The following is a 20,741-nucleotide window of genomic DNA, read 5'->3' on the forward strand; positions in this document are numbered from 1 at the left end:
GATCGACCTGGGAGCTGATTATCGCTTTGATAATACAGATGTGTATGAGGCCTGGTACAAGGTGGAGCATACCCACAAGGATGCCCCTCGGGTATATGGTCTGGCCGAGTTGTACAGGGACCAAATAAAGGATGCCAAGATTATCGGTAATGCAGGCTGCTATACCACGGCCAGTATTTTGGCCCTGGCTCCATTGGCCAAGAATAACCTTATTGATATGGATACCATCGTAATCGATGCCAAGTCGGGGGTCTCCGGGGCCGGGCGTGGTGCCAAGCTGCCAAATCATTTTCCAGAGCTGTACGACAGCTTTAAGGCCTATGGGGTGGCTGCCCATCGTCATACCCCGGAAATTGAGCAGGCCCTGACGGAGCTGTCCGGTAAAGAAACAGTGCTTAATTTCACTCCACATTTGGTGCCCATGTCCCGGGGCATTCTGAGTACCTGCTACGCCAAATTGCAGGCCGGTGTAACGCCAGAGCAGGTGGATAAGGCCTATGAGGACATGTTTGGCAGGGAATTTTTCATCAGGCTGTTGGGACGAAATGGTTATCCGGCCACCAAGAATGTACGGGGCTCCAATTACTGCGAGCTGGGCTGGCACATTGACCCGCGTACCCATCGGGTAATCGTCCTGTCCGCCATTGATAATTTGGTGAAGGGGGCGGCTGGTCAGGCCGTGCAGAATTTCAACATTGCCTGTGGCTTTGATGAAAAGCTGGGGCTGGATGTTGTGCCGATGTACCCTTAAGTTAATGCGGAATTTAGATTAATGCGGAATTTATATGGGAGGAATAAATATGTTTTCTGAGAAAAGTGCAAAGGCCGGTGTAACCTTTCCAAAGGGGTTTAAGGCAGCTGGTGTTAAGGCTGGTATAAAAAAGAGTGGTAATCTTGATTTGGCATTGATTTATACTGAGCAGGAGGCGGCTGTGGCCGGTGTATTTACGAAAAACGCTGTGGCTGCAGCTCCTGTCATTGTGGACAGAGAGCATATAAAAAACGGCAAGGCCCATGCCATTGTGGCCAATGCAGGCTGCGCCAACGCCTGCACCGGTGAGGTGGGATTGAAGAATGCCCAGGAAATGGCCAAGCTGGCCGCTCAGGAGCTGGGCTGTGACCCTTATGATGTGCTGGTAGGTTCCACCGGTATTATTGGCGTAAATCTGCCAATGGACAAAATGGCGGCCGGAATTAAGGCTGCTGCTGCCGAGCTGTCCGAGGAGGGCAGTGAGAATGCCGGTAATGCCATTATTACCACTGATACTTATTCCAAGGCCTGCTCCTTTGCCGTACAGATCGGCGGCAAGGAGGTACGCTTCGGGGCTATTGCCAAGGGCTCCGGCATGATTCAGCCAAATATGGCCACCATGCTGTGCTATATTTCCACTGATGCTAAAATCGGAGCACCTCTTTTACAGAAGACCCTGTCGGAGCTTGTGGAGGTTTCCTTCAATATGATTTCCGTGGACGGGGATATGAGCACCAACGACACGGTGCTGGTACTGGCCAACGGGGCCGCCGGCAATGAGGAAATCAAGGAGGGTACCGAGGATTATCAGGTTTTCTATGACTCCCTGAAGACCATTTGCCAGGAGCTGTCCAAGCGGATTGCCGCTGATGGTGAGGGAGCCACCAAGTTCCTGACCATTAATGTACACGGTACCAAGAGCTTTGAGGATGCCAAGACCGTGGCCATGAGCATCGCCAAATCCCCATTGGTTAAGACTGCCTTCTTTGGTGAGGACCCAAACTGGGGACGGGTAATCTGCGCTGTGGGCTATGCCGGTGTACCAATGGTGCCGGAAAAGACGGTTATCAAATTTGGCGATATCACCGTTTATGCCAATGGCCTGGGGGCAGACTTCGACATGGAGGCTTTGGGCAAGGTTATGGCGGAGCATGATATTGTGATTGATGTGGAAATGGGCCTGGGAGAGGCTGAGGCTACCGTATGGAGCTGTGACTTCTCCTATGAATATGTGAAGATCAATGGCGAATACCACACCTGATGGCAATGGGGAATTTAGATTAATGCGGAATTAGGAATTCGGAATGCGGAATTTGGATTAATGCGGAATTAGGAATTCGGAATGCGGAATTTGGACTAATTCGGAATGCGTAATTCGGAATGCGGAATTTAGATTAATGCGGAATTTGGAATGCTTAATTTGGAGTGAGGCCGTATGATAGATGCAGAAAAAAAAGCGGGGATTTTAGTGGAGGCCCTGCCTTATATTCAGGAATTTTACGGTAAGACCATCGTTATCAAGTACGGTGGCAATGCCATGATAAATGAGGATTTAAAGCATAAGGTCATGGAGGATGTGAGCCTCCTGAAATACGTGGGGATGCGCCCGGTTATTGTTCATGGCGGTGGCCCGGATATTACCCAGTTTTTGCGAAAGGTGGGCAAGGAATCCGCCTTTGTCAGTGGACTGCGAGTTACTGACCAGGAAACGGTGGAGATTGCCGAAATGGTATTGGATGGCAAGGTGAATTCCGATATTGTAAATATGCTGAATTGCCGTGGTGTAAAGGCAGTGGGCCTTAGCGGCAAGGATGCAGGGCTGATAAGGGCCACGAAAAAGCTGGCTACCGTCTATGATGAGGCGGGAAAGCAGGCCAATGTGGATATCGGCTATGTGGGGCAGGTGGATTCAATTGATACCTCCATATTGGATACCCTGCTGGATAATGGCTATATTCCGGTTATTGCTCCAATTGGCGTAGGAGATGACGGCGAAAGCTACAATATCAATGCTGATTATGTGGCGGCGGAAATTGCCGGAGCCCTGCAGGCAGAAAAGCTGCTGCTGCTGACTGATACTGAGGGAGTTTATAAGGATTTTGAGGACAAGGATACCTTTATATCCACCCTTACAGTGGCTGAAGCCAAGGACTATATTAAAACCGGAATAATTTCCGGGGGCATGATTCCAAAAATTGAGGCCTGTCTGAAATCCATTGAAGGGGGTACCAACAAGGTGCATATTATTGACGGCCGTCAGCCCCATTCCATAATTTTGGAGCTGATGACCTCCAGCGGTATCGGTACTCAGGTGATTAGGTAATGGCATTGAGCACAGGTAAAGGGGTGTATATAAATGACTGATGAACAGATTTATGAAATGGATGCCCGGGATTATATGCCCGTCTTTGCCCGGTACAAGATTGTACTGGATCATGGTGATGGGGTATATGTTTATGATACCCAGGGCAAGAAATATATTGATTTTTTAGGTGGTATTGCGGTAAATGTGCTGGGGCATAATCATCCCCAGCTGGTACAGGCTGTGGCTGAGCAGGCCGGGAAGCTGATACATTGCTCCAATCTGTACTATACCCAGGTGCAGGCTGATGCAGCGGAAAAGCTCACTAAATTAAGTGGCCTGGACAAGGTGTTTTTCGGCAATTCCGGGGCAGAGGCCAATGAGGGGGCCATAAAGCTGGCCCGCAAATATGCCCACAGTATTTCCGGGGATAAATCCCAGATTATTACAGCACTTCACAGCTTTCATGGCCGGACCATTGCCACTTTGACGGCAACGGGGCAGACCAAATATCAGGAGGGCTTCGGCCCATTGCCTGAGGGCTTTGATTATGTTCCATACAATGATATAGTTGCCCTTGAAAAGATGATGAGTGATAAGACCGCAGCAGTGATGCTGGAGCCTATTCAGGGCGAAGGCGGCGTGCATGTTCCAGATGGTGCTTATTTAACCAAGGTCCGTGAGCTTTGTAATAAGTACAACGCCCTGCTGATATTTGATGAAATCCAGACAGGTATCGGTCGCAGCGGTAAATTCTTCACTTATGATAAATTTGGCGTTAAGCCGGATATTGTGACCCTGGCCAAGGGCTTGGCCGGTGGGGTGCCAATCGGTGCCTTTATTGCTTCTGACAAGGTGGCAGCCGTATTCCATGCCGGAGACCACGGCTCCACCTTCGGTGGCAATCCGCTGGCCTGTGCCGCGGCCAATGTAGTGCTTGATTTGGTGGGTGATGACAGGTTCCTCAATAAGGTAGATGCTATGGGGGAATACATGAAATCCCGCCTGGAGAAAATTCAGAAAAAATTCCCGGCTCTTATAAAAGAGGTGCGGGGCATGGGCCTGATTTTAGGCATGGAACTTACCAAGCCAGGCCGGGATATAGTGAATGCCTGCCTGGAAAAGGGGGCCATCATTAACTGTACTGCCGGCAATGTGTTGAGATTCGTGCCACCCCTTATTGTGACCAAGGAACATATTGATGAGGTGTGCGACATATTAGAGGGCGTATTACCTGATTTTGCATAATATTATGACAGTGAATGTTACCTCTCACGACGACTTCGTCGCTAAAACCATTTTTTTCGTTATTTAAATATCAGAAAAAATCATAACTCGCTTCGCCCTTGCAGGACTAGCTTCGCGTCGCTCAAACAAATGATTTTTTCAGCTAATGCAGGTATGAAAAAAATAGTTTCTTAACGCGTCTCAGTCTAAGTGTTCAAGGTAATCATTCACTGCCTTATTCCACGTAATCGGATGAAATATCCGAAAACTGTAGTGTAACAGGAATTGTTACCAAGGAACACATTGATGAGGTGTGCGACATATTAGAGGGCGTATTACCTGATTTTGCATAATATTATGACAGTGAATGTTACCTCTCACGACGACTTCGTCGCTAAAACCATTTTTTTCGTTATTTAAATATCAGAAAAAATCATAACTCGCTTCGCCCTTGCAGGACTAGCTTCGCGTCGCTCAAACAAATGATTTTTTCAGCTAATGCAGGTATGAAAAAAATAGTTTCTTAACGCGTCTCAGTCTAAGTGTTCAAGGTAATCATTCACTGCCTTATTCCACATAATCGGATGAAAATGCCAAGAAATTGTAGTATAATATATACCGTTGGTGTACAAAAGTATTTCATTGGTTGGGAGGTCAGATAGATGTTAAAAGGCAAGGATTTACTTTCCATTCACGATTTGTCCGTGGATGAGGTAAATGAAATATTGGCCCTGGGCCATGAGCTTAAGGCCAAACAAAAGGCGGGCATTGAGCATCACCTGTTAAAGGGCAAGACCCTGGGCATGATTTTTGAGAAATCCTCAACCCGTACCCGGTTATCCTTTGAGACGGGTATGTATCAGCTGGGGGGGCAGGCCCTGTTCCTGTCCAACAGGGATTTGCAGCTGGGCCGGGGCGAGCCGATTAAGGACACCGCCCGGGTAATGTCCCGCTATTTGGATGGCATTATGATTCGGACCTTTGGCCATGATCGGGTGGAGGAATTCGCCCAGTGGTCCGATGTACCGGTTATCAATGCATTGACTGACCTGTTACACCCTTGTCAGGTGTTGACTGATCTTCTTACCATTCAGGAGCATAAGGGCAAGAACCTTAAGGGCCTGAAGATGGCCTATGTGGGGGATGGCAACAATATGACCAATTCCTACATGTATGGCTGTGCCAAGGCCGGAATGGATTTTGTGGCCGCTACCCCGGAGGGCTATGAGCCGGATGAACAGGTGTATAAAAATGCAGTGGAGGATGCCAAGGCAACTGGTGCCTCCATCAAGCTGGTAAGGGACCCATTTGAGGCGGCCAAGGATGCTGACATCGTGGTGACCGATACCTGGGCCAGCATGGGACAGGAAGCGGAGCACGATGAGCGCAAGAAAATATTCAAGGATTATCAGGTTAATGCCGAGCTTCTCAAAGAAGCGGACAAGCGGGTTATCGTAATGCATTGCTTACCGGCCTATCGGGGTGAGGAAATCACCGATGAAATCATGGAGGCCTATGCAGATGTGATTTTTGACGAGGCAGAAAATCGTCTTCACACCCAGAAGGCCATTATGGCCCTTCTTATGGGTGATTAATGAAGTATTGTATTATTGTATTTTTAGACAGGAAATGATTTCCTTGAACAATTAGACTGCGAAACGTGTAGAAAATATTTTTTTATACCTGCATTAGCAAGAAAAATCATTTGTCTGAGCGTAAGCGAGTTATGATTTTTATTGCTATTGAAATCGATAAAAAATATTTTTAGTGATGCAGTCGATGTGAAAGGAAACATTTCCTGTCGAATGAAGAACATATAAAAAGGAGATAATGATTATGGCAGAGTTTAAGAAGGTTGTATTGGCGTATTCCGGTGGTCTGGATACCTCCGTTATTATTCCTTGGTTAAAGGAAAATTATGGTGGCTGTGAGGTTATTGCCTGCTGCGCTGATATCGGTCAGGGGGATGATATGCAGGCTATTCACGACAAGGCCCTGCGTTCCGGTGCCTCCAAGTGCTATATTGCCGACCTTACTGAGGAATTCCTCACCGATTATGTATGGCCAACCCTGAAGGCTGGTGCCGTATATGAGGGCAAATATCTCCTTGGTACCTCCTTTGCCCGTCCATTGATTGCCAAGAAGCTGGTGGAGATTGCCAAGGAGGAGGGCGCAGATGCTATTGCCCATGGTGCCACCGGCAAGGGTAATGATCAGGTTCGCTTTGAGCTTACCGTAAAGGCGTTGGCCCCTAATATGGGTATCATTGCTCCATGGCGTGAGTGGGAGCTGTTGTCCCGTACTCAGGAAATTGAGTATGCCAAGGCCCATAATATTGATATTCCTACGGATAACAAGAAGTATTCCATGGATAAGAATATCTGGCATCTGTCCCATGAGGGCTCTGATTTGGAGGACCCTTGGAATGCACCGCAAAACGAAATGTTCCTGGTATCCAAGGCACCTGAGGATGCTCCGGATAAGCCGGAGGAGCTGTCTGTTTGCTTTGAAAAGGGTGTACCTGTAGCCGTAAATGGCGAGCGCATGGGTGCAGTAGACCTTCTTAATAAGCTCAATGAAATCGGTGCCCGCAACGGTGTAGGTATCGTGGATATCTGCGAGAACCGTCTCGTTGGCATGAAGTCTCGTGGCGTATATGAGAACCCAGGCGGAGCAATTCTCTACTATGCTCATCGTGAGCTGGAGTATCTGTGCCTGGATCGGGCTACCTACCACTTCAAGGAGGGCGTAGCCATTCGCTTTGGCGAGCTGGTATATGATGGAATGTGGTTCTCCCAGCTTCGTGAGGCACTGTCTGCCTTTGTGGACAGTACCCAGGAAAGTGTTACCGGTACGGTTAAATTGAAGCTCTATAAGGGCAATATCATGAGTGCCGGTGCCAAGTCTCCATATTCCCTCTACAATCAGGAATTCGTAACCTTTGAGGAAGACCATGTATACAATCAGGCTGATGCCGAGGGCTTCATTAACCTCTTTGGCCTCCCATTGAAGGTTCGGGCACTTATGCAGGAAAAGGCAGGTAAATAATATGGCGGAACAGCTCTGGGGGGGACGGTTTTCCAAGTCCACCGACGAGATGATAAATGATTTTCAGGCGTCCATTGCTTTTGATAAGCGGATGTATACCGAGGATATAGCCGGCTCCATGGCCCATGCCACCATGCTGGCCAAGGTGGGGATTATATCTGAGGCGGATCGGGATGCCATTATCGCTGGGTTGAAGGACATATATAAGAAGATAGAAGAGGGGAATTTCTCCTTTGAGGTGGCTCTGGAGGATATTCACATGAATATCGAAAAGCGGCTTACCGAAGCCATCGGCGAGGCTGGCGGCCGTCTCCATACCGCCCGCAGCCGCAATGATCAGGTGGCCCTGGATACCCATATGTTTATCCGCCGTCAGGTGGTGGAGGTCCAAAGGCTGATTTTGGATATGCAGAGGGCCCTGGTGGAAACGGCAGAAAAATACAGCGATGTTATTATGCCGGGGTATACCCATCTTCAACGGGCCCAGCCTATTCTCTTTTCCCATCACATGATGGCCTATTTCTCCATGCTGAAGCGGGATTTTGACCGGTTTAACGGCGTTTATGAGCGGTGTGATATTATGCCGCTGGGGGCCGGGGCCCTGGCTGGTACCACCTTCCCTATTGACCGGGAATTTGTGGCGGAGCAGCTGAATTTTGAAAACATTTATTCCAATAGTCTGGATGCGGTTTCTGACCGTGACTACATTATGGAATTTCTCTCAGCCGCCTCCATTTTAATGGTTCATCTGTCAAGACTCAGTGAGGAAACTATTCTGTGGTGCTCCCGGGAGTTCTTCTTCATTGAACTGGATGATGCCCATTGTACCGGTTCCTCTATGATGCCCCAGAAGAAAAATCCGGATGTGTCCGAGCTGGTTCGGGGCAAGACCGGCAGGGTAGTGGGCCACCTTATGGCGATGCTCAGCACCGTAAAGGGGTTGCCCCTGGCCTACAACAAGGATTTGCAGGAGGACAAGGAGGGTATCTTTGATACCATTGATACCATTAAGTTCAGCCTGGCAGTGTATGCCCGTATCCTGCGGGGCATGAAGGTTCGTCCGGAGGTAATGCGCCGGGCCGTGGCCGAGGATTTCTCCAATGCAACGGATTTGGCTGATTATCTGGTAAAGAAGGGAATGCCCTTCAGACAGGCCCATGCTATATCCGGCAAGGCAGTTCATCACTGCATTGAGGAAAACAAGTGGCTGGCTGATATGTCCATCCAGGAGTTCAGGGAGCTGTCAGAGCTGTTTGAGGATGACATCTATGATGCCATCAGCCCGGAGACCTGTGTGAAGAACCGCAATTCCTATGGCGGTACCTCCTATAATCAGGTGGAAATGCAGCTTAATCAGGCCCACGGAATCATGAATCTGGAGGCTGCCGTGGTGGAGGACAGAACAAATAAACAGGTTACTGTGAAGCAATAAATAATTCAGATAATGAAACCCGTCAGCTCCTGCTGACGGGTTTTATAGTGCGCCCGGCATGAGCGCATTATAACGAGGTGAAGATGTCCCCCTCCTCTTTAGGTGGGGGTGAAAACAAACTTCAACAGGTGGTGAGCATATCTCCCACCTCGTTGAAACGCTAATTGGAAGATTTTTCTTCTAAAGAAGAAAAATTTGAACAATGGCGTTATAACGAGCCATTAGTATTTTCCCTGTTGAAAGTTTGAGGGCTTTAGATGATAATATGGGTAATGATATAAATGATGTATGTTTTATCCTATGTAAAGAAACAGGGGAGCAGCTATTATGAAACAGGGTATTGATATGTTTTCTTTTTGGAGCATTATCGTTTTGGTCTGTGTATGTGAATTTTTTGTTGCGTCGGCTGCCTCAGCCCAGGACCATGGGAAAAAGGATTTAAAATGGTGGCAGAAGACTACGGTGTACCAGATTTATCCAAGGAGCTTTGCGGATACCACAGGTAATGGCATTGGTGATCTTGCTGGTATTACCAATCATTTGGAGCATATACAGCAATTAGGCGTGGGAGCCATTTGGCTTACGCCAATATATCCGTCACCGATGGTCGATAACGGCTACGATATTGCTGACTATAAGGCTGTTGATCCTTTATATGGAACAATGGAGGATTTTGACCGATTGACAGCCGAGGCGAAAAAGCGTGATATCCGCATTGTAATGGATTTGGTGTTTAATCACAGCTCTGATCAACATGAATGGTTTCAGGAATCAAGAAAAAGTCGTACTAATCCTAAGGCAGATTGGTATATTTGGCGGGACGCCAAGCCGGATGGCAGTGCACCAACTAACTGGCGCAGCTTTTTCGGCGGAAGTGCCTGGACCTGGTGTGAGGAACGTGGCCAATATTATCTTCATACCTTCGCTGCCCAACAGCCTGACCTTAATTGGGAGAATCCTGAGGTCAGACATGCACTGTATGCAGCTGCCCAATTTTGGCTGGATAAAGGTGTTGGCGGCTTCCGGATTGACGCCATTCCTTATATTAAAAAGCCAGTCTTCCAGGATGGTACACCAGATGGTGCAGACGGTATGGTAAGTATTCATAAAATGACTGCTAATACCCCGGGAATTTTAGATTTTCTCCATGAATTTAAAAATGAGGTATTTGTGGGACGGGATATTTTCACTGTAGGTGAAGCAAATGGTGTACAGCCCAAGGATTTGCCACAATGGGTAGGCGATGATGGGGTATTTGATATGGTGTTTGAGTTTAGCCACTTGAATCTTAGCCTTAAAAATGGCGAAATATGGCATCGGCCCACCTCATGGACACTGCAAGAGCTGAAATCCGCTCTGTCAGCTACTCAGGAAGTCACCAAGGACAATGGCTGGTGCCCGGTCTTTTTTGAAAATCATGATCAGCCCCGTTGTGTCAATCATTTTTTCCCGGTTACGGCCAATCAGGATAAGGCTGCCAAGGTTATTGCAGCTGTGCTGCTGACTTTACGGGGAACGCCGTTTATCTATCAGGGACAGGAGCTGGGCTATTCCAATGTTGCGTGGTCATCTATAGAGGAATATGATGATATTTCCTCCCATGGACAATACCAAAATGCCTTGCAGGAGGGCTTCTCCAACGAACAGGCTATGGATTTCGTTCATTTTTTTAGTCGGGATAACGCCAGAACACCAATGCAATGGGATAATAGTAAAAATGCGGGGTTCACCACTGTAAAGCCATGGTTGCCCATTCATGATGATTACGCTCAGCAAAATGTCGCGTTCCAGGAGCAGGATGAGACCTCTGTGCTCAAATGGTATCATCGCCTGGCTGAATTTCGTAAAACTAATCCAGCGTTGACCGAAGGGGACTATGAGGTGCTTTTGCCGGATGATGAGCAAATTTTTGCCTTTACGCGCACCTCGGCTAAGCAACAGCTTACGACTATAGCGAATTTTTCCACGGAAGCTGTAAGGATTCCGAGGGAAGCCGTTTCTGGCAAGAGAGTGGTATTAAGCAGTGAAGATAATCCAGATGAGATGCAGCTTAAGCCATTGGAAGCCCGTATTTATGAAAGGGTGAATTGATTAAGGCCCGTCAGTATTTCAGTATACTGGCGGGCTATTGAGGTGAAAGGCTGTTATGGTTGTTGCGTTGAAACGCTAATAAGGAATATTTTCCATTAAAATGGAAAATATTGAACAATTGCGTTATAACGCTCTTATCATTGCTGCGTTGAAACGCTTATAAGGTATATTTTGCCGGTGGCAAAATTTGAACATCTGCGTTATAATTACATAGTATCTGTGTTCGTGATGGGCATGGGATTATCTTGTTTGTTTGGAGGTTGCTTATGAAGATAGACGGGATGAATAAATCCGATTGGCTTATGCTGGTGCTTATTGTGGCAGTAATGGCCTTGACTGATTTCAGTAATTTACAGACTATTGATTATGTGCTTATAGTCAGTGTAATTGCCTGGGTGATTATGCTGGGTATCAGATTGTATGTGGTAAATGTGCGTAATAAACGGTGAGGTGGATGTGAACATGGTAAAAAAATTTTCTGCTTATCTTGTGGTCATGATATTGACCTTGACCATGCTGGTGGCCGGCTGTGGCAGCGGGGGGAAGGGTGCTTCTTCCTCAGGCAGTCCGGACAATGGGGCCCCGGCAGAGGTTCAGGGACCCCTTACGGTAAAGGTGCTGGACGTAGGCCAGGGTGATGCAATTTTAATAAACACCGGGGCCCAGGTTATTCTCATTGATACCGGTGATGACAAATACCGGGAGGAGAGCCGCAAAAATGAGGAGAATACCCAGTTGTTTGCCGCCCTGGACAAGGCCGGTATAACCCATATTGATAAGCTGATTATGACCCATGCCCATGCTGATCATATCGGCAAGGCCGCCAAGGTCATCAAAAAATATGGTGTAACGGAGCTGATCCATAATGGAATCCCTTCGGCCAGCGGAGCCTTCCGGAATGCGCTTAAGGCGGCCAAGGATCAGGGCACGAAGCAGGTAAAGGTAAAGGCCGGCGATGAGCTGGATTTTGGCAATGGAGTAACCTTTGAGGTTCTTAGCCCAACCAAAGAGATTATTGCAGAGGACACCAAGGATTTACAGGCTGACAAGAAGGTCAATGTAAATAATGAATCCATTGTGGGTATATTAAAGCTGGGTCAGTTCTCCATGCTGCTTACCGGAGATGCGGAGAAGGAAATTGAGAAGGAGCTGCTGGCCGCCTATGGTGACAGACTGAAATGTAAGATATACAAGGCACCTCATCACGGCAGTCATACCTCATCCACCAAGGCCTATGTGGAAAGGGTTCAGCCGGAATATGCCATTATTTCCTGTGGTACCAATAATTCCTATGGTCATCCCCACAAGGAAACCATGCAGCTGTTCAAGAAGCTGAACATCAAGGTCCTGGAAACCGATAAGAATGGTACAGTGACTGTTACCACCGATGGCAAGGCATATTCTGTAAAGGGAGAGAGATAATATGATTTCAGCCTATGTAGACCGGATAGAAGAGGATTTGGCCGTTATCCTGTTAGGGGATGAGGAATATCAGATTGAAATTCCCTGCAGCATGCTGCCGGATGATATCAACGAGGGTAACTACATAACCTTGGATATTAAAAAGGATAAGAGTACAACCCAGGCGGCCCTGCAGGAAGCCATGGCACTTATGGAAGATTAGTTGGGAGCGAACATTATTGAAAAAAATATGGTGTAAATTACTTATATTGGTTTGTTGTGTGATGGGCCTTATGACCATGGGTACCATGAATTCCCATGCCGCATCGGTTCATCATACCTTGAATTATTTTCATTACAATACCTACAAGGATGATGACGGGCGCAATTGGGTCCGCATCGAAATGGGTATGAATAAGGATAAGCTGGAATACGAGGCCGGCCAGCATCCTGACAAGCCCCATCAGCTGCTGTTAAGGCTAAAGGATACGGATCGTGGTGAGGTAAAGAAGAGTATTGGCCTTGACCGCAAGATTGCCCGCTATATGAACCTGAAAAATGACCGCAGGGATCTGGTGGTTGCCATTGGAGTAACCGATTCCCTGGATGAGCATGAATATAAGGTATATACTGCAGAGGCGGATAAAAAGGCCAGAAAGCCCTATCGGCTGATTATTGAAATCGCCGAGGACAGGGGCCAGACCAATACTGTTACGGAGGAGGAGCTCCTGGAGGGAATCGATGGGCGCACCGTGGTGGTGGATCCGGGCCATGGGGGCACCGATACCGGGGCTATTGGACCAAGCTATGTACGGGAAAAGGACATTACCCTGAAAATATCCCTGGAGGTGGCCCGTATCCTTCAGGCCAATGGGGTAAATGTATTTATGACCCGTACGACGGATGTGGATGTGTACGGGCCGGAGGCAACGGATACCCAGGAGCTTCAGGCCAGGGTAAATGTGGCCAGACGGCATCCTGAGGCGGATATTTTTGTCAGCATTCACTGTAATGCCTTTACCAATCCCTCCGCCCGGGGAACCGGAACATATTATTATGGCCACAGCTCCAGGGATTCACTGCTGGCCCAGAGTATTCAGGATGAAATGGTGGCAGCCACCGGCCTGTATGATCGGGGCATAAACAGTGCCCGCTTCTATGTGTTGAGAAATTCATGGATACCGGCAACTCTGGTGGAAACAGCCTTTATTTCCAATCCTTATGAGGAAAAATTATTGGATAGTGCTGAAATGCAGCATACTATGGCATTGGCCATATGCAGGGGGATAAGAAATTACTTCCATAGTATGGGGTAAGGGAGGATTTTTAAGATGAAAATAACCAGGATTATCGCTGTCATGATGATAATGCTTATGACATTGGCCTTGGCCGGCTGTGACCAGGAAAATAAGCCACAGCAGCCCAAGGAGGCACCTAAGGCTGTGGCAGAGCAGAAGCCTGAAAAAACGGCAGAGGACAAGCTTACCATCAAGCTGTATTTTCCCAACAATGATGCAACCAAGCTCATAGCCGTGGAAAAGACCATAAAGGTCAAGGGGGAGGACAAGTACAGGGCTGCTGTGGAGGCCCTTATGGAAGGCACTGATGACAGCAAATTGACCGTGGTAATACCAAAGCAGGCAAAGCTGTTGGGCGTCAGCGTCAAAGGAGATACAGCCCAGGTTGACTTTGACAAGGGCTTGATAAAGCACTTTAATGGTGGTTCCACCGGCGAGGAATTTTTGGTTGGCTCCATTGTAAACACCCTTACGGAATTTCCGGAAATAAAGAAGGTGCAGATTACCATTGAGGGCAAAAGGGTGGAGACCATAAAGGGTCATATGGATACCAGCAAACCATTGTCCCGGATGACTGAGCTGATTAAATAGCATATAACGAGCTTTAAGATGTCCCCCACCTCTTTAGGTGGGGGAAAATAAACTACAACAGCTGGCGAGCATATCTCCCAGCTCGTTGAAACGCTAATTGGAAGATTTTTCTTCTAAAGAAGAAAAATTTGAACAATGGCGTTATAAAAAACTGATACTAAGATATGGGAGGCTGCTCTTTGTGATTGCGTCATGGCAATCGGCGAAGGGCAGTTTTTTTTGCGAGGCTGATACTATAGTCATATTTTTGATAGATAAAAGGATTTTTTTAATAAACATCGAATAACAAATATAGGATTGAATTTAGATTGATATTATTTGTAGGGAGGTATAGTTATGGGTCTTATTAAAGCAGCTATGGGTGCTGTAGGTGGTACACTGGCGGACCAGTGGAAGGAATTTATTTATTGTGACAGTATCCCGGCGGATTTGCTTATTGTAAAAGGACAAAAGAGAACCAGCAGTCAGGGGCGCAGCTCCAATACCAGCGGGGAGGACAATGTAATTTCCAATGGCTCAGTGGTAGCCGTCAATACGGGACAGTGCATGATTATTGTGGAGCAGGGCAAGGTAGTGGATATTTGCTCTGAACCGGGCGAGTATCGTTATGATACCTCCTTGCAGCCATCTGTATTTACCGGTGGCCTTGCAGATAATGTAAAGGCTATATTTGGAGAAATTGGCAAGCGTTTTACCTTTGGCGGGGATCCGGGGAAGGATCAGCGGGTGTATTTCGTAAATACCAAGGAAATTATTGGCAATAAATACGGTACCCCAAGCCCGATTCCCTTTGATACCTATGACAAGCGCAGCGGACTGAGTATGACGGTTTCCCTGCGTTGCTTTGGTGAGTACAGCTACCGGATAACCAATCCGATTTTATTCTACACCAATGTTTGCGGTAATATTTCTGATTCCTACAGCCGTGAGGAAATTGACAGCCAGCTTAAGAGTGAGCTTATGACCAAGCTGCAGCCGGCTATGGCCAAGCTGTCGGAGCTGGAAATCAAATACAGCAGCATTCCGGCCCATGTGGATGACTTGGCTAATACCCTAAATGATCTGTTGAGTCAGAAATGGGGGCAGCTCAGAGGAATTGAAATAGTCTCCTTCGGTGTCAGCAGCGTTAAGGCCAGCGACGAGGATGAGGAGAAGATTAAGGATTATCAGCGGTATGCCAGCATGGGCAATGCCCACATGGCCGGCTTGCAGATGGCCGGTTCTACCGCTGACAGCATGAAGATGGCCGCTTCCAATGAAGGCGGTGCCGGGGCAATGGGTGCCTTTATGGGCATGGGCATGGCCGGTGGCATGGGCGGTGGTCAGGCCGCGCAGATGATGCAGATGGGGGCAGCTCAGCAGGCCCAGCAGGCTCAATTCCAGCAGCAGGCTCCGCAGGCCCCACCACAGCAGGCTGCTCCGGCTAGTGCAGGCAATACCTGGAAGTGCTCCTGTGGTCAGGAAAATACGGGGAAATTCTGTACCGCCTGTGGCGGCAAAAAGCCGGAGCCACAGGGCTGGACCTGCAGCTGTGGCAGCGTAAATCAGGGGAAATTCTGTCCGAACTGCGGTGCCAAGAAGCCAGCAGATGCTCCTCTTTACAAGTGTGATAAGTGTGGGTGGCAGCCGGAGGATCCACATCATCCACCTAAATTCTGCCCTGAATGTGGTGATGTATTTGATGAAAACGACATCCAGTAAGGATGGCTGATGAAGTTTAGTTGAAATAACATATTGAGGGGGATGGATATGGCAGATACCTCGGTAAACTATAAGTGTCCCAACTGTAGTGGGCCCCTTGCCTATACTCCTGGCAGTGGCAGTAAGATAAAATGTGAATACTGCGAGGCGGAATTTACAGTAGAGGAACTGGAAAAGCTTTACGCAGAGCAGGAAGCTGCGGCAGCTCAGGCCAATAAGGTCAAGGATGCGAAAATTGAGAAAAAGCAGTTTGAGATGGAGGCGGCAGGAGGAGCCTGGGATGCGGAAGAAATTGCCATCCTGAAGGCCATGACCTGTTCCTCCTGTGGTGCGGAAATAGTTTGCGATAACAATACAATGGCCACGGAATGTGTTTATTGTGGCAATCCTACCATGGTTCCGGGACGTTATGAACAGCAGCTTCGCCCTGATATGGTAATTCCTTTCCAAAAGAACAAGCAGGATGCCAAGCTGGCCTTTGCAGAATATCATAGGGGCAAATGGCTCCTTCCAAGCAATTTTGCTTCCAAAGCCAGAGTAGAGGCCATTCAGGGTATGTATGTACCATATTGGCTCTTTAATGAATCCGTAGAGGCCGAGGCTGAGTACAGTGCCACCAAGACCCGTAGCTATACCGATGGTGACTACGATGTTACGGAAACTGATCACTACAAGGTTCACCGCGCCGGTACTATGAATTTTTACAATGTACCGGTGGATGGCAGTGTGAAAATGGACGATACCTGGATGGAAAGCATTGAGCCATTTGATTATAGCCAGCTGGTTCCTTTTAATACGTCCTATATGGCAGGCTTTTTGGCAGACAAATATGATGTTGATGCCGAGGCGGCTTTGCCAAATGCTGAGGTGCGTATAAAAGAATCGGCAGATGGAGTGCTGCGGTATACAGTGGATGGCTATGACTCCTGCAGTACCGAGCATTTGAGTGTCATCAGAACCGATGGCAAGGAACAATATGCCATGGCCCCTGTATGGATTTTGACCACCAAGTATGAGGACAAACCCTATACCTTCGTTATGAACGGTCAGACCGGAAAGCTGGTGGGCGAGCTGCCAGTGGATGAAAACAAGGCCAAGATGTATTGGGGACTGGCAAGCCTCATTACATTGCCTATAACCTATTTCATCTGCAAGTGGATAGTGTTGATTATCATGGAAGCTATGGCGGATTAGGACAGGGGGCAGAGAAATGAAAAAAATATTTACAATTTTTATGTCCCTGTTGCTTTTGCTGGCATTTTCCATGCCGGTTATGGCAGAGACTACCAAGGTTAAAAAGGTAACGAATACTGTAACCCAGACGGAAAAACAGGTTGATATCAATACGGGCTTGCCCGCTGATCTGGCAGCCTACAGTGTCCATGATATGGAAGGTCTAATAACACCTGAACAGGCGGCGGCTTTGGATAAAAAGCTGGAGGGGATTGAGCAGAAGCACAACGTCCGGGTGGTTGTAATGACTGTACCAAAGGATTCACGCACGGGAACTGAGAAGGGAATCAAGGCATTTGCTGATGATGTTCTCAACAAGTATTATCGTGACGAGGCCAATAACAACGGCAGTATTATGCTGGTAATTTGTCCAAGTGCCAGAAAATGGGCTGTTACCACGGACAATAACATGCGCCAGCGCATTACCGATGAGAATGGTTTCCCAGCCATAAAGGAAGTTTTCCTGGATAAGATAAAGGACCACAAGGACGACTATAATGCAGCTTTTAATAATTATGCCGACAAGGTGGATGAGCTTTTGACCTACTATGAGGCAGAAGGAGAGCCTTGGGATCCGGCCAATGAGTTCAGCATTATGGGATTAATGCTTGGTGCCCTGTGCTCCTTTGGCTTGGGGTATCTGTTTGTCAGCTATTTGCGGGGCAGGATGAGCAACGTGCAGCATGTGAGTCAGGCGGATGATTATCTGGACCGCAACTCGGTGAATATTACCCATCAGTCCGATACCTTCCTGCGTACTACAGTAAGCAGAACCAAGCGGGAAAGGAGCGAAAGCAGAAGCTCCAGCTCCAGTGGCGGCTCTAGAAGCAATGGCGGCGGCAGTGGCAGCTATTAAAAATAATCTATAGAATATCTTATGGCGGGATGCGGCTTCGTGTCCCGCTGTATTTTTGTCTAAATCATTTTTCAGTAGAAAAATCCCTAAAATAGGGGTATAATACAAAGGTTAAATCGAATTTGAGGAGAGATAATAAATATGGATTTAAGCTTTATGGAACTTATTAAGACTGTCATATTAGGTATAGTGGAGGGCCTTACGGAGTGGCTTCCTATCAGCAGCACCGGCCACATGATTTTGGTGGACGAGTTTATCAAGCTGGATGTTTCCAAATCATTTATGGATATGTTCCTCGTAGTTATTCAGCTGGGAGCTATTCTGGCAGTTGTGGTGTTGAATTTTGATAGGCTGAACCCATTTTCCAGTCACAAATCCAGCATTGAAAAGAAGGAAACCTATCAGCTGTGGTACAAGGTAATATTTGCCTGCCTCCCGGCGGCCGTTATTGGTCTGATGTTCAACAAATATATGGAGGAGCATTTTATGACGGCTCCTGTGGTGGCCTTTACCCTGATTTTCTACGGTATCATGTTCATATTGGTGGAAAATTACAATAAAAAGCGTAAGCCAATGGTCAGTGATTTGAACAAGCTGAGCTATAAGCTGGCGTTTATCATCGGCCTTTTCCAGGTGCTTTCTTTGGTTCCGGGCACCTCCCGTTCCGGCTCTACGATTTTGGGCGGTATTCTTTTCGGTGCTTCCCGTTATGTGGCAGCTGAGTTTACCTTCTTTTTGGCCATTCCGGTTATGTTTGGGGCCAGCCTGCTGAAAATTGTAAAGTTTGGCATTCATTTCACCGGGGCAGAAATGCTGATTTTGGTTATAGGTATGGCCACCGCCTTTGTGGTTTCCATTATTTCTATAAAATTCTTGCTTAGATATATCAAGAATAATGACTTTAAAGCCTTTGGCTATTACCGTATCGTCCTTGGTATTATTGTATTGGCGTATCTCCTGATGGTTGGTGATCCAACCCAGGGCTGATGGGGGGATATATATGCGTTTTGTTTCATGGAATGTTAATGGATTGAGAGCCTGTCTGACCAAGGGGTTTATGGAGTCCTTCAGGGACATGGATGCAGATGTTTTCTGCCTGCAGGAAACAAAGATGCAGGAGGGACAGGCTATTCTTGATTTGTCCGGCTACAAGCAGTTTTGGAACAGTGCGGAAAAGAAGGGGTATTCCGGCACCGCTATTTTCACCAGGGTGGAGCCTGTAGATGTAACCTATGGCCTTGGCATTGAGGAGCATGATCATGAGGGACGGGTCATCACCATGGAGTTTGAGGACTATTATCTGGTGACGGTGTACACCCCAAATTCCCAAAAGGAGCTGGCCCGCTTGGCTTATCGTATGACCTGGGAGGAAGCCTTTAAGGATTATGTTTGCGGTTTGGACAAGAAAAAGCCGGTGATTATCTGCGGTGACTTAAACGTGGCCCATAAGGAAATTGACTTAAAAAATCCAAAGACAAATCATAAGAACGCCGGCTTTATCGACGATGAGCGTCAGAAATTTACGGAGCTTTTGCAGGCTGGTTTTACTGATACCTTTAGAAAGGTGTATCCGGATGTAACCGGGGCATACACCTGGTGGTCTTATCTCAGAAAGGCCAGAGCCAACAACGCCGGATGGCGCATTGACTACTTCCTGATATCCAATCGCCTGGATGATAAAATCGAGTCCGCTACCATTTATAATGAAATTTTCGGCAGCGACCACTGCCCAGTAGGGTTGGAGCTGAAATAAGAAATCATAATAGAAAGAGGTTTTATGTTAGGAAAAACTAAGGGGAAGCAGTTATTGGAATATGTGCCGGACTATGTGGTATTCGATTTGGAAACCACGGGAATTAACTGCTATAAGGATAGTGTAGTAGAAATTTCTGCGGTGAAGGTTATTGGGGGACGGGTGGAGGAGGAATTTTCCAGTTTGGTAAATCCCCAGTGCAGTATTTCTTATGGGGTTTCCAGGGTGCATGGCATTACGGATGCCATGGTGGCGAATGCACCGACTTTTGACAAGGTTTTGGCTAAGTTTGTTGATTTTACTGAGGGGATGACCCTGGTAGGGCACAATATCCATAGCTTTGATTTGAAGTTTATCTATCGGGACAGCGAAAGGTTTTATGGCGGTATACCCGGAAATAATTATGTGGATACTCTGAGATTGGCCAAAAAATATTTGCCCCAGCTAAAGCGGCACAGCCTTACCGTATTGGCAGAGTATTATGGTATTTCCACTCAGGGGGCCCACCGGGCTTTGAATGATTGCCGCATGAACCAGCAGGTCTATGAGCAGCTGGGACTTGTTATAAATAAGGGATGTATGCCCCTGTTTTCCTTTTAGTGGGGCTGTCATACATTTTTATTGCAGAAAAATACAATATATGGTACAATTTCAGACAGTTTAAGAAATAAAAAACAATGATGAAGAAAGTAATCTGTAGGTGAACCTTTCAGCGAGTGGGGATATGGTGCAAGCCCTGTAGAAGTAACGACAGATGAAAATCACTTCGGAGTCGCAGGTCAAAATGCGGTTTGTATGTGGCAGAGTAGGCTGAGCCGGGATCTCCCGTTACAGAGATAGTATATGCTGGTATACGAAATAGGTGGTATAGTGAAGCTAGGCTTCATCCTGTTTTGGGGTGAAGTCTTTTATTTTACATTGCAGCTCCCGTCCTATTTTGGGCGGGAGTTTTATACTATGAAATCTTAGTGAGTCAAATCCGAAGGATGCAGATGAGCTTTAGATTTCGTGTAAGGGCGTGTGGACACCGTCAGGTGTCCAGTAAGTTTACTATGAA

The 20,741-nt window shown here is 47.3% G+C and carries 19 protein-coding genes; all 19 read left to right on the forward strand.

Annotated features, from left to right (window positions below; genetic code table 11):
• Positions 1 to 751: N-acetyl-gamma-glutamyl-phosphate reductase (argC, locus tag Q0Y54_RS02385; RefSeq protein ID WP_297963908.1), on the forward strand; the 751-nt coding region annotated here is incomplete at its 5' end.
• 49 nt (positions 752 to 800) lie between these two features.
• The gene (gene argJ / locus Q0Y54_RS02390; RefSeq protein WP_297963910.1) at positions 801 to 2,012 is read left to right on the forward strand and encodes a bifunctional glutamate N-acetyltransferase/amino-acid acetyltransferase ArgJ; all 1,212 of its coding nucleotides are present in this window, start codon (positions 801 to 803) and stop codon (positions 2,010 to 2,012) included.
• Positions 2,013 to 2,186: 174 nt separating this feature from the next.
• Complete coding sequence (gene argB, locus Q0Y54_RS02395) at positions 2,187 to 3,074, forward strand: acetylglutamate kinase (RefSeq protein WP_297963912.1); 888 nt, start codon at positions 2,187 to 2,189, stop codon at positions 3,072 to 3,074.
• A gap of 33 nt (positions 3,075 to 3,107) precedes the next feature.
• The gene (locus Q0Y54_RS02400) at positions 3,108 to 4,301 is read left to right on the forward strand and encodes an acetylornithine transaminase (RefSeq protein ID WP_297963914.1); all 1,194 of its coding nucleotides are present in this window, start codon (positions 3,108 to 3,110) and stop codon (positions 4,299 to 4,301) included.
• 641 nt (positions 4,302 to 4,942) lie between these two features.
• Positions 4,943 to 5,875, forward strand: a complete 933-nt coding sequence (gene argF / locus Q0Y54_RS02405; protein WP_297963916.1) for an ornithine carbamoyltransferase — start codon at positions 4,943 to 4,945, stop codon at positions 5,873 to 5,875.
• A gap of 238 nt (positions 5,876 to 6,113) precedes the next feature.
• The gene (locus tag Q0Y54_RS02410) at positions 6,114 to 7,328 is read left to right on the forward strand and encodes an argininosuccinate synthase (protein ID WP_297963964.1); all 1,215 of its coding nucleotides are present in this window, start codon (positions 6,114 to 6,116) and stop codon (positions 7,326 to 7,328) included.
• A gap of 1 nt (position 7,329) precedes the next feature.
• Positions 7,330 to 8,760 (forward strand): argininosuccinate lyase, encoded by a 1,431-nt coding sequence (gene argH / locus Q0Y54_RS02415; protein ID WP_297963918.1) that lies wholly within the window; start codon positions 7,330 to 7,332, stop codon positions 8,758 to 8,760.
• Between the two features lie 327 nt (positions 8,761 to 9,087).
• A complete protein-coding gene (locus Q0Y54_RS02420) occupies positions 9,088 to 10,851 on the forward strand; it encodes an alpha-glucosidase (RefSeq protein WP_297963920.1) in 1,764 nt (587 codons plus the stop codon).
• A 266-nt stretch (positions 10,852 to 11,117) separates the two neighbouring features.
• A complete protein-coding gene (locus Q0Y54_RS02425; protein ID WP_297963922.1) occupies positions 11,118 to 11,300 on the forward strand; it encodes a hypothetical protein in 183 nt (60 codons plus the stop codon).
• 13 nt (positions 11,301 to 11,313) lie between these two features.
• Positions 11,314 to 12,273: a ComEC/Rec2 family competence protein gene (locus tag Q0Y54_RS02430; protein WP_297963924.1), complete on the forward strand. Its 960-nt coding sequence runs from the start codon at positions 11,314 to 11,316 to the stop codon at positions 12,271 to 12,273.
• A gap of 1 nt (position 12,274) precedes the next feature.
• On the forward strand, positions 12,275 to 12,475 hold the full coding sequence (locus tag Q0Y54_RS02435; protein ID WP_297963926.1) for a DUF3006 domain-containing protein: 201 nt from the start codon (positions 12,275 to 12,277) through the stop codon (positions 12,473 to 12,475).
• Between the two features lie 16 nt (positions 12,476 to 12,491).
• Entirely contained in the window at positions 12,492 to 13,568 is a 1,077-nt protein-coding gene (locus tag Q0Y54_RS02440; protein WP_297963927.1) for an N-acetylmuramoyl-L-alanine amidase, read from the forward strand.
• A gap of 15 nt (positions 13,569 to 13,583) precedes the next feature.
• On the forward strand, positions 13,584 to 14,141 hold the full coding sequence (locus Q0Y54_RS02445) for a GerMN domain-containing protein (RefSeq protein WP_297963929.1): 558 nt from the start codon (positions 13,584 to 13,586) through the stop codon (positions 14,139 to 14,141).
• Positions 14,142 to 14,477: 336 nt separating this feature from the next.
• The gene (locus Q0Y54_RS02450; protein ID WP_297963931.1) at positions 14,478 to 15,842 is read left to right on the forward strand and encodes an SPFH domain-containing protein; all 1,365 of its coding nucleotides are present in this window, start codon (positions 14,478 to 14,480) and stop codon (positions 15,840 to 15,842) included.
• Between the two features lie 48 nt (positions 15,843 to 15,890).
• Positions 15,891 to 17,036 carry a hypothetical protein gene (locus Q0Y54_RS02455; RefSeq protein ID WP_297963933.1) on the forward strand — a complete coding sequence of 382 codons (1,146 nt, stop codon included), beginning with the start codon at positions 15,891 to 15,893 and terminating at the stop codon, positions 17,034 to 17,036.
• Positions 17,037 to 17,052: 16 nt separating this feature from the next.
• A complete protein-coding gene (locus tag Q0Y54_RS02460; protein ID WP_297963935.1) occupies positions 17,053 to 17,931 on the forward strand; it encodes a YgcG family protein in 879 nt (292 codons plus the stop codon).
• A gap of 141 nt (positions 17,932 to 18,072) precedes the next feature.
• Complete coding sequence (locus Q0Y54_RS02465; protein ID WP_297963937.1) at positions 18,073 to 18,918, forward strand: undecaprenyl-diphosphate phosphatase; 846 nt, start codon at positions 18,073 to 18,075, stop codon at positions 18,916 to 18,918.
• Between the two features lie 13 nt (positions 18,919 to 18,931).
• Positions 18,932 to 19,684, forward strand: coding sequence for an exodeoxyribonuclease III (locus Q0Y54_RS02470; RefSeq protein ID WP_297963939.1), 753 nt, complete (start codon positions 18,932 to 18,934; stop codon positions 19,682 to 19,684).
• A 24-nt stretch (positions 19,685 to 19,708) separates the two neighbouring features.
• A complete protein-coding gene (locus Q0Y54_RS02475) occupies positions 19,709 to 20,284 on the forward strand; it encodes a PolC-type DNA polymerase III (protein ID WP_297963941.1) in 576 nt (191 codons plus the stop codon).
• The last annotated feature ends 457 nt before the right edge of the window (positions 20,285 to 20,741 follow it).

It is taken from the genome of uncultured Anaerovibrio sp., assembly GCF_947302755.1.
Taxonomy (GTDB): domain Bacteria; phylum Bacillota; class Negativicutes; order Selenomonadales; family Selenomonadaceae; genus Anaerovibrio.

Bases quoted from the DNA above. Each gene is read 5' to 3' on its own strand.
- Q0Y54_RS02475 (WP_297963941.1), top strand. From the start codon at position 19,709: ATGTTAGGAAAAACTAAGGGGAAGCAGTTATTGGAATATGTGCCGGAC.
- argJ (WP_297963910.1), top strand. From the start codon at position 801: ATGTTTTCTGAGAAAAGTGCAAAGGCCGGTGTAACCTTTCCAAAGGGG.
- argF (WP_297963916.1), top strand. From the start codon at position 4,943: ATGTTAAAAGGCAAGGATTTACTTTCCATTCACGATTTGTCCGTGGAT.
- Q0Y54_RS02420 (WP_297963920.1), top strand. From the start codon at position 9,088: ATGAAACAGGGTATTGATATGTTTTCTTTTTGGAGCATTATCGTTTTG.
- Q0Y54_RS02425 (WP_297963922.1), top strand. From the start codon at position 11,118: ATGAAGATAGACGGGATGAATAAATCCGATTGGCTTATGCTGGTGCTT.
- Q0Y54_RS02435 (WP_297963926.1), top strand. From the start codon at position 12,275: ATGATTTCAGCCTATGTAGACCGGATAGAAGAGGATTTGGCCGTTATC.
- argB (WP_297963912.1), top strand. From the start codon at position 2,187: ATGATAGATGCAGAAAAAAAAGCGGGGATTTTAGTGGAGGCCCTGCCT.
- Q0Y54_RS02465 (WP_297963937.1), top strand. From the start codon at position 18,073: ATGGATTTAAGCTTTATGGAACTTATTAAGACTGTCATATTAGGTATA.
- Q0Y54_RS02450 (WP_297963931.1), top strand. From the start codon at position 14,478: ATGGGTCTTATTAAAGCAGCTATGGGTGCTGTAGGTGGTACACTGGCG.
- Q0Y54_RS02470 (WP_297963939.1), top strand. From the start codon at position 18,932: ATGCGTTTTGTTTCATGGAATGTTAATGGATTGAGAGCCTGTCTGACC.
- Q0Y54_RS02400 (WP_297963914.1), top strand. From the start codon at position 3,108: ATGACTGATGAACAGATTTATGAAATGGATGCCCGGGATTATATGCCC.
- Q0Y54_RS02445 (WP_297963929.1), top strand. From the start codon at position 13,584: ATGAAAATAACCAGGATTATCGCTGTCATGATGATAATGCTTATGACA.
- Q0Y54_RS02460 (WP_297963935.1), top strand. From the start codon at position 17,053: ATGAAAAAAATATTTACAATTTTTATGTCCCTGTTGCTTTTGCTGGCA.
- Q0Y54_RS02430 (WP_297963924.1), top strand. From the start codon at position 11,314: ATGGTAAAAAAATTTTCTGCTTATCTTGTGGTCATGATATTGACCTTG.
- argH (WP_297963918.1), top strand. From the start codon at position 7,330: ATGGCGGAACAGCTCTGGGGGGGACGGTTTTCCAAGTCCACCGACGAG.
- Q0Y54_RS02455 (WP_297963933.1), top strand. From the start codon at position 15,891: ATGGCAGATACCTCGGTAAACTATAAGTGTCCCAACTGTAGTGGGCCC.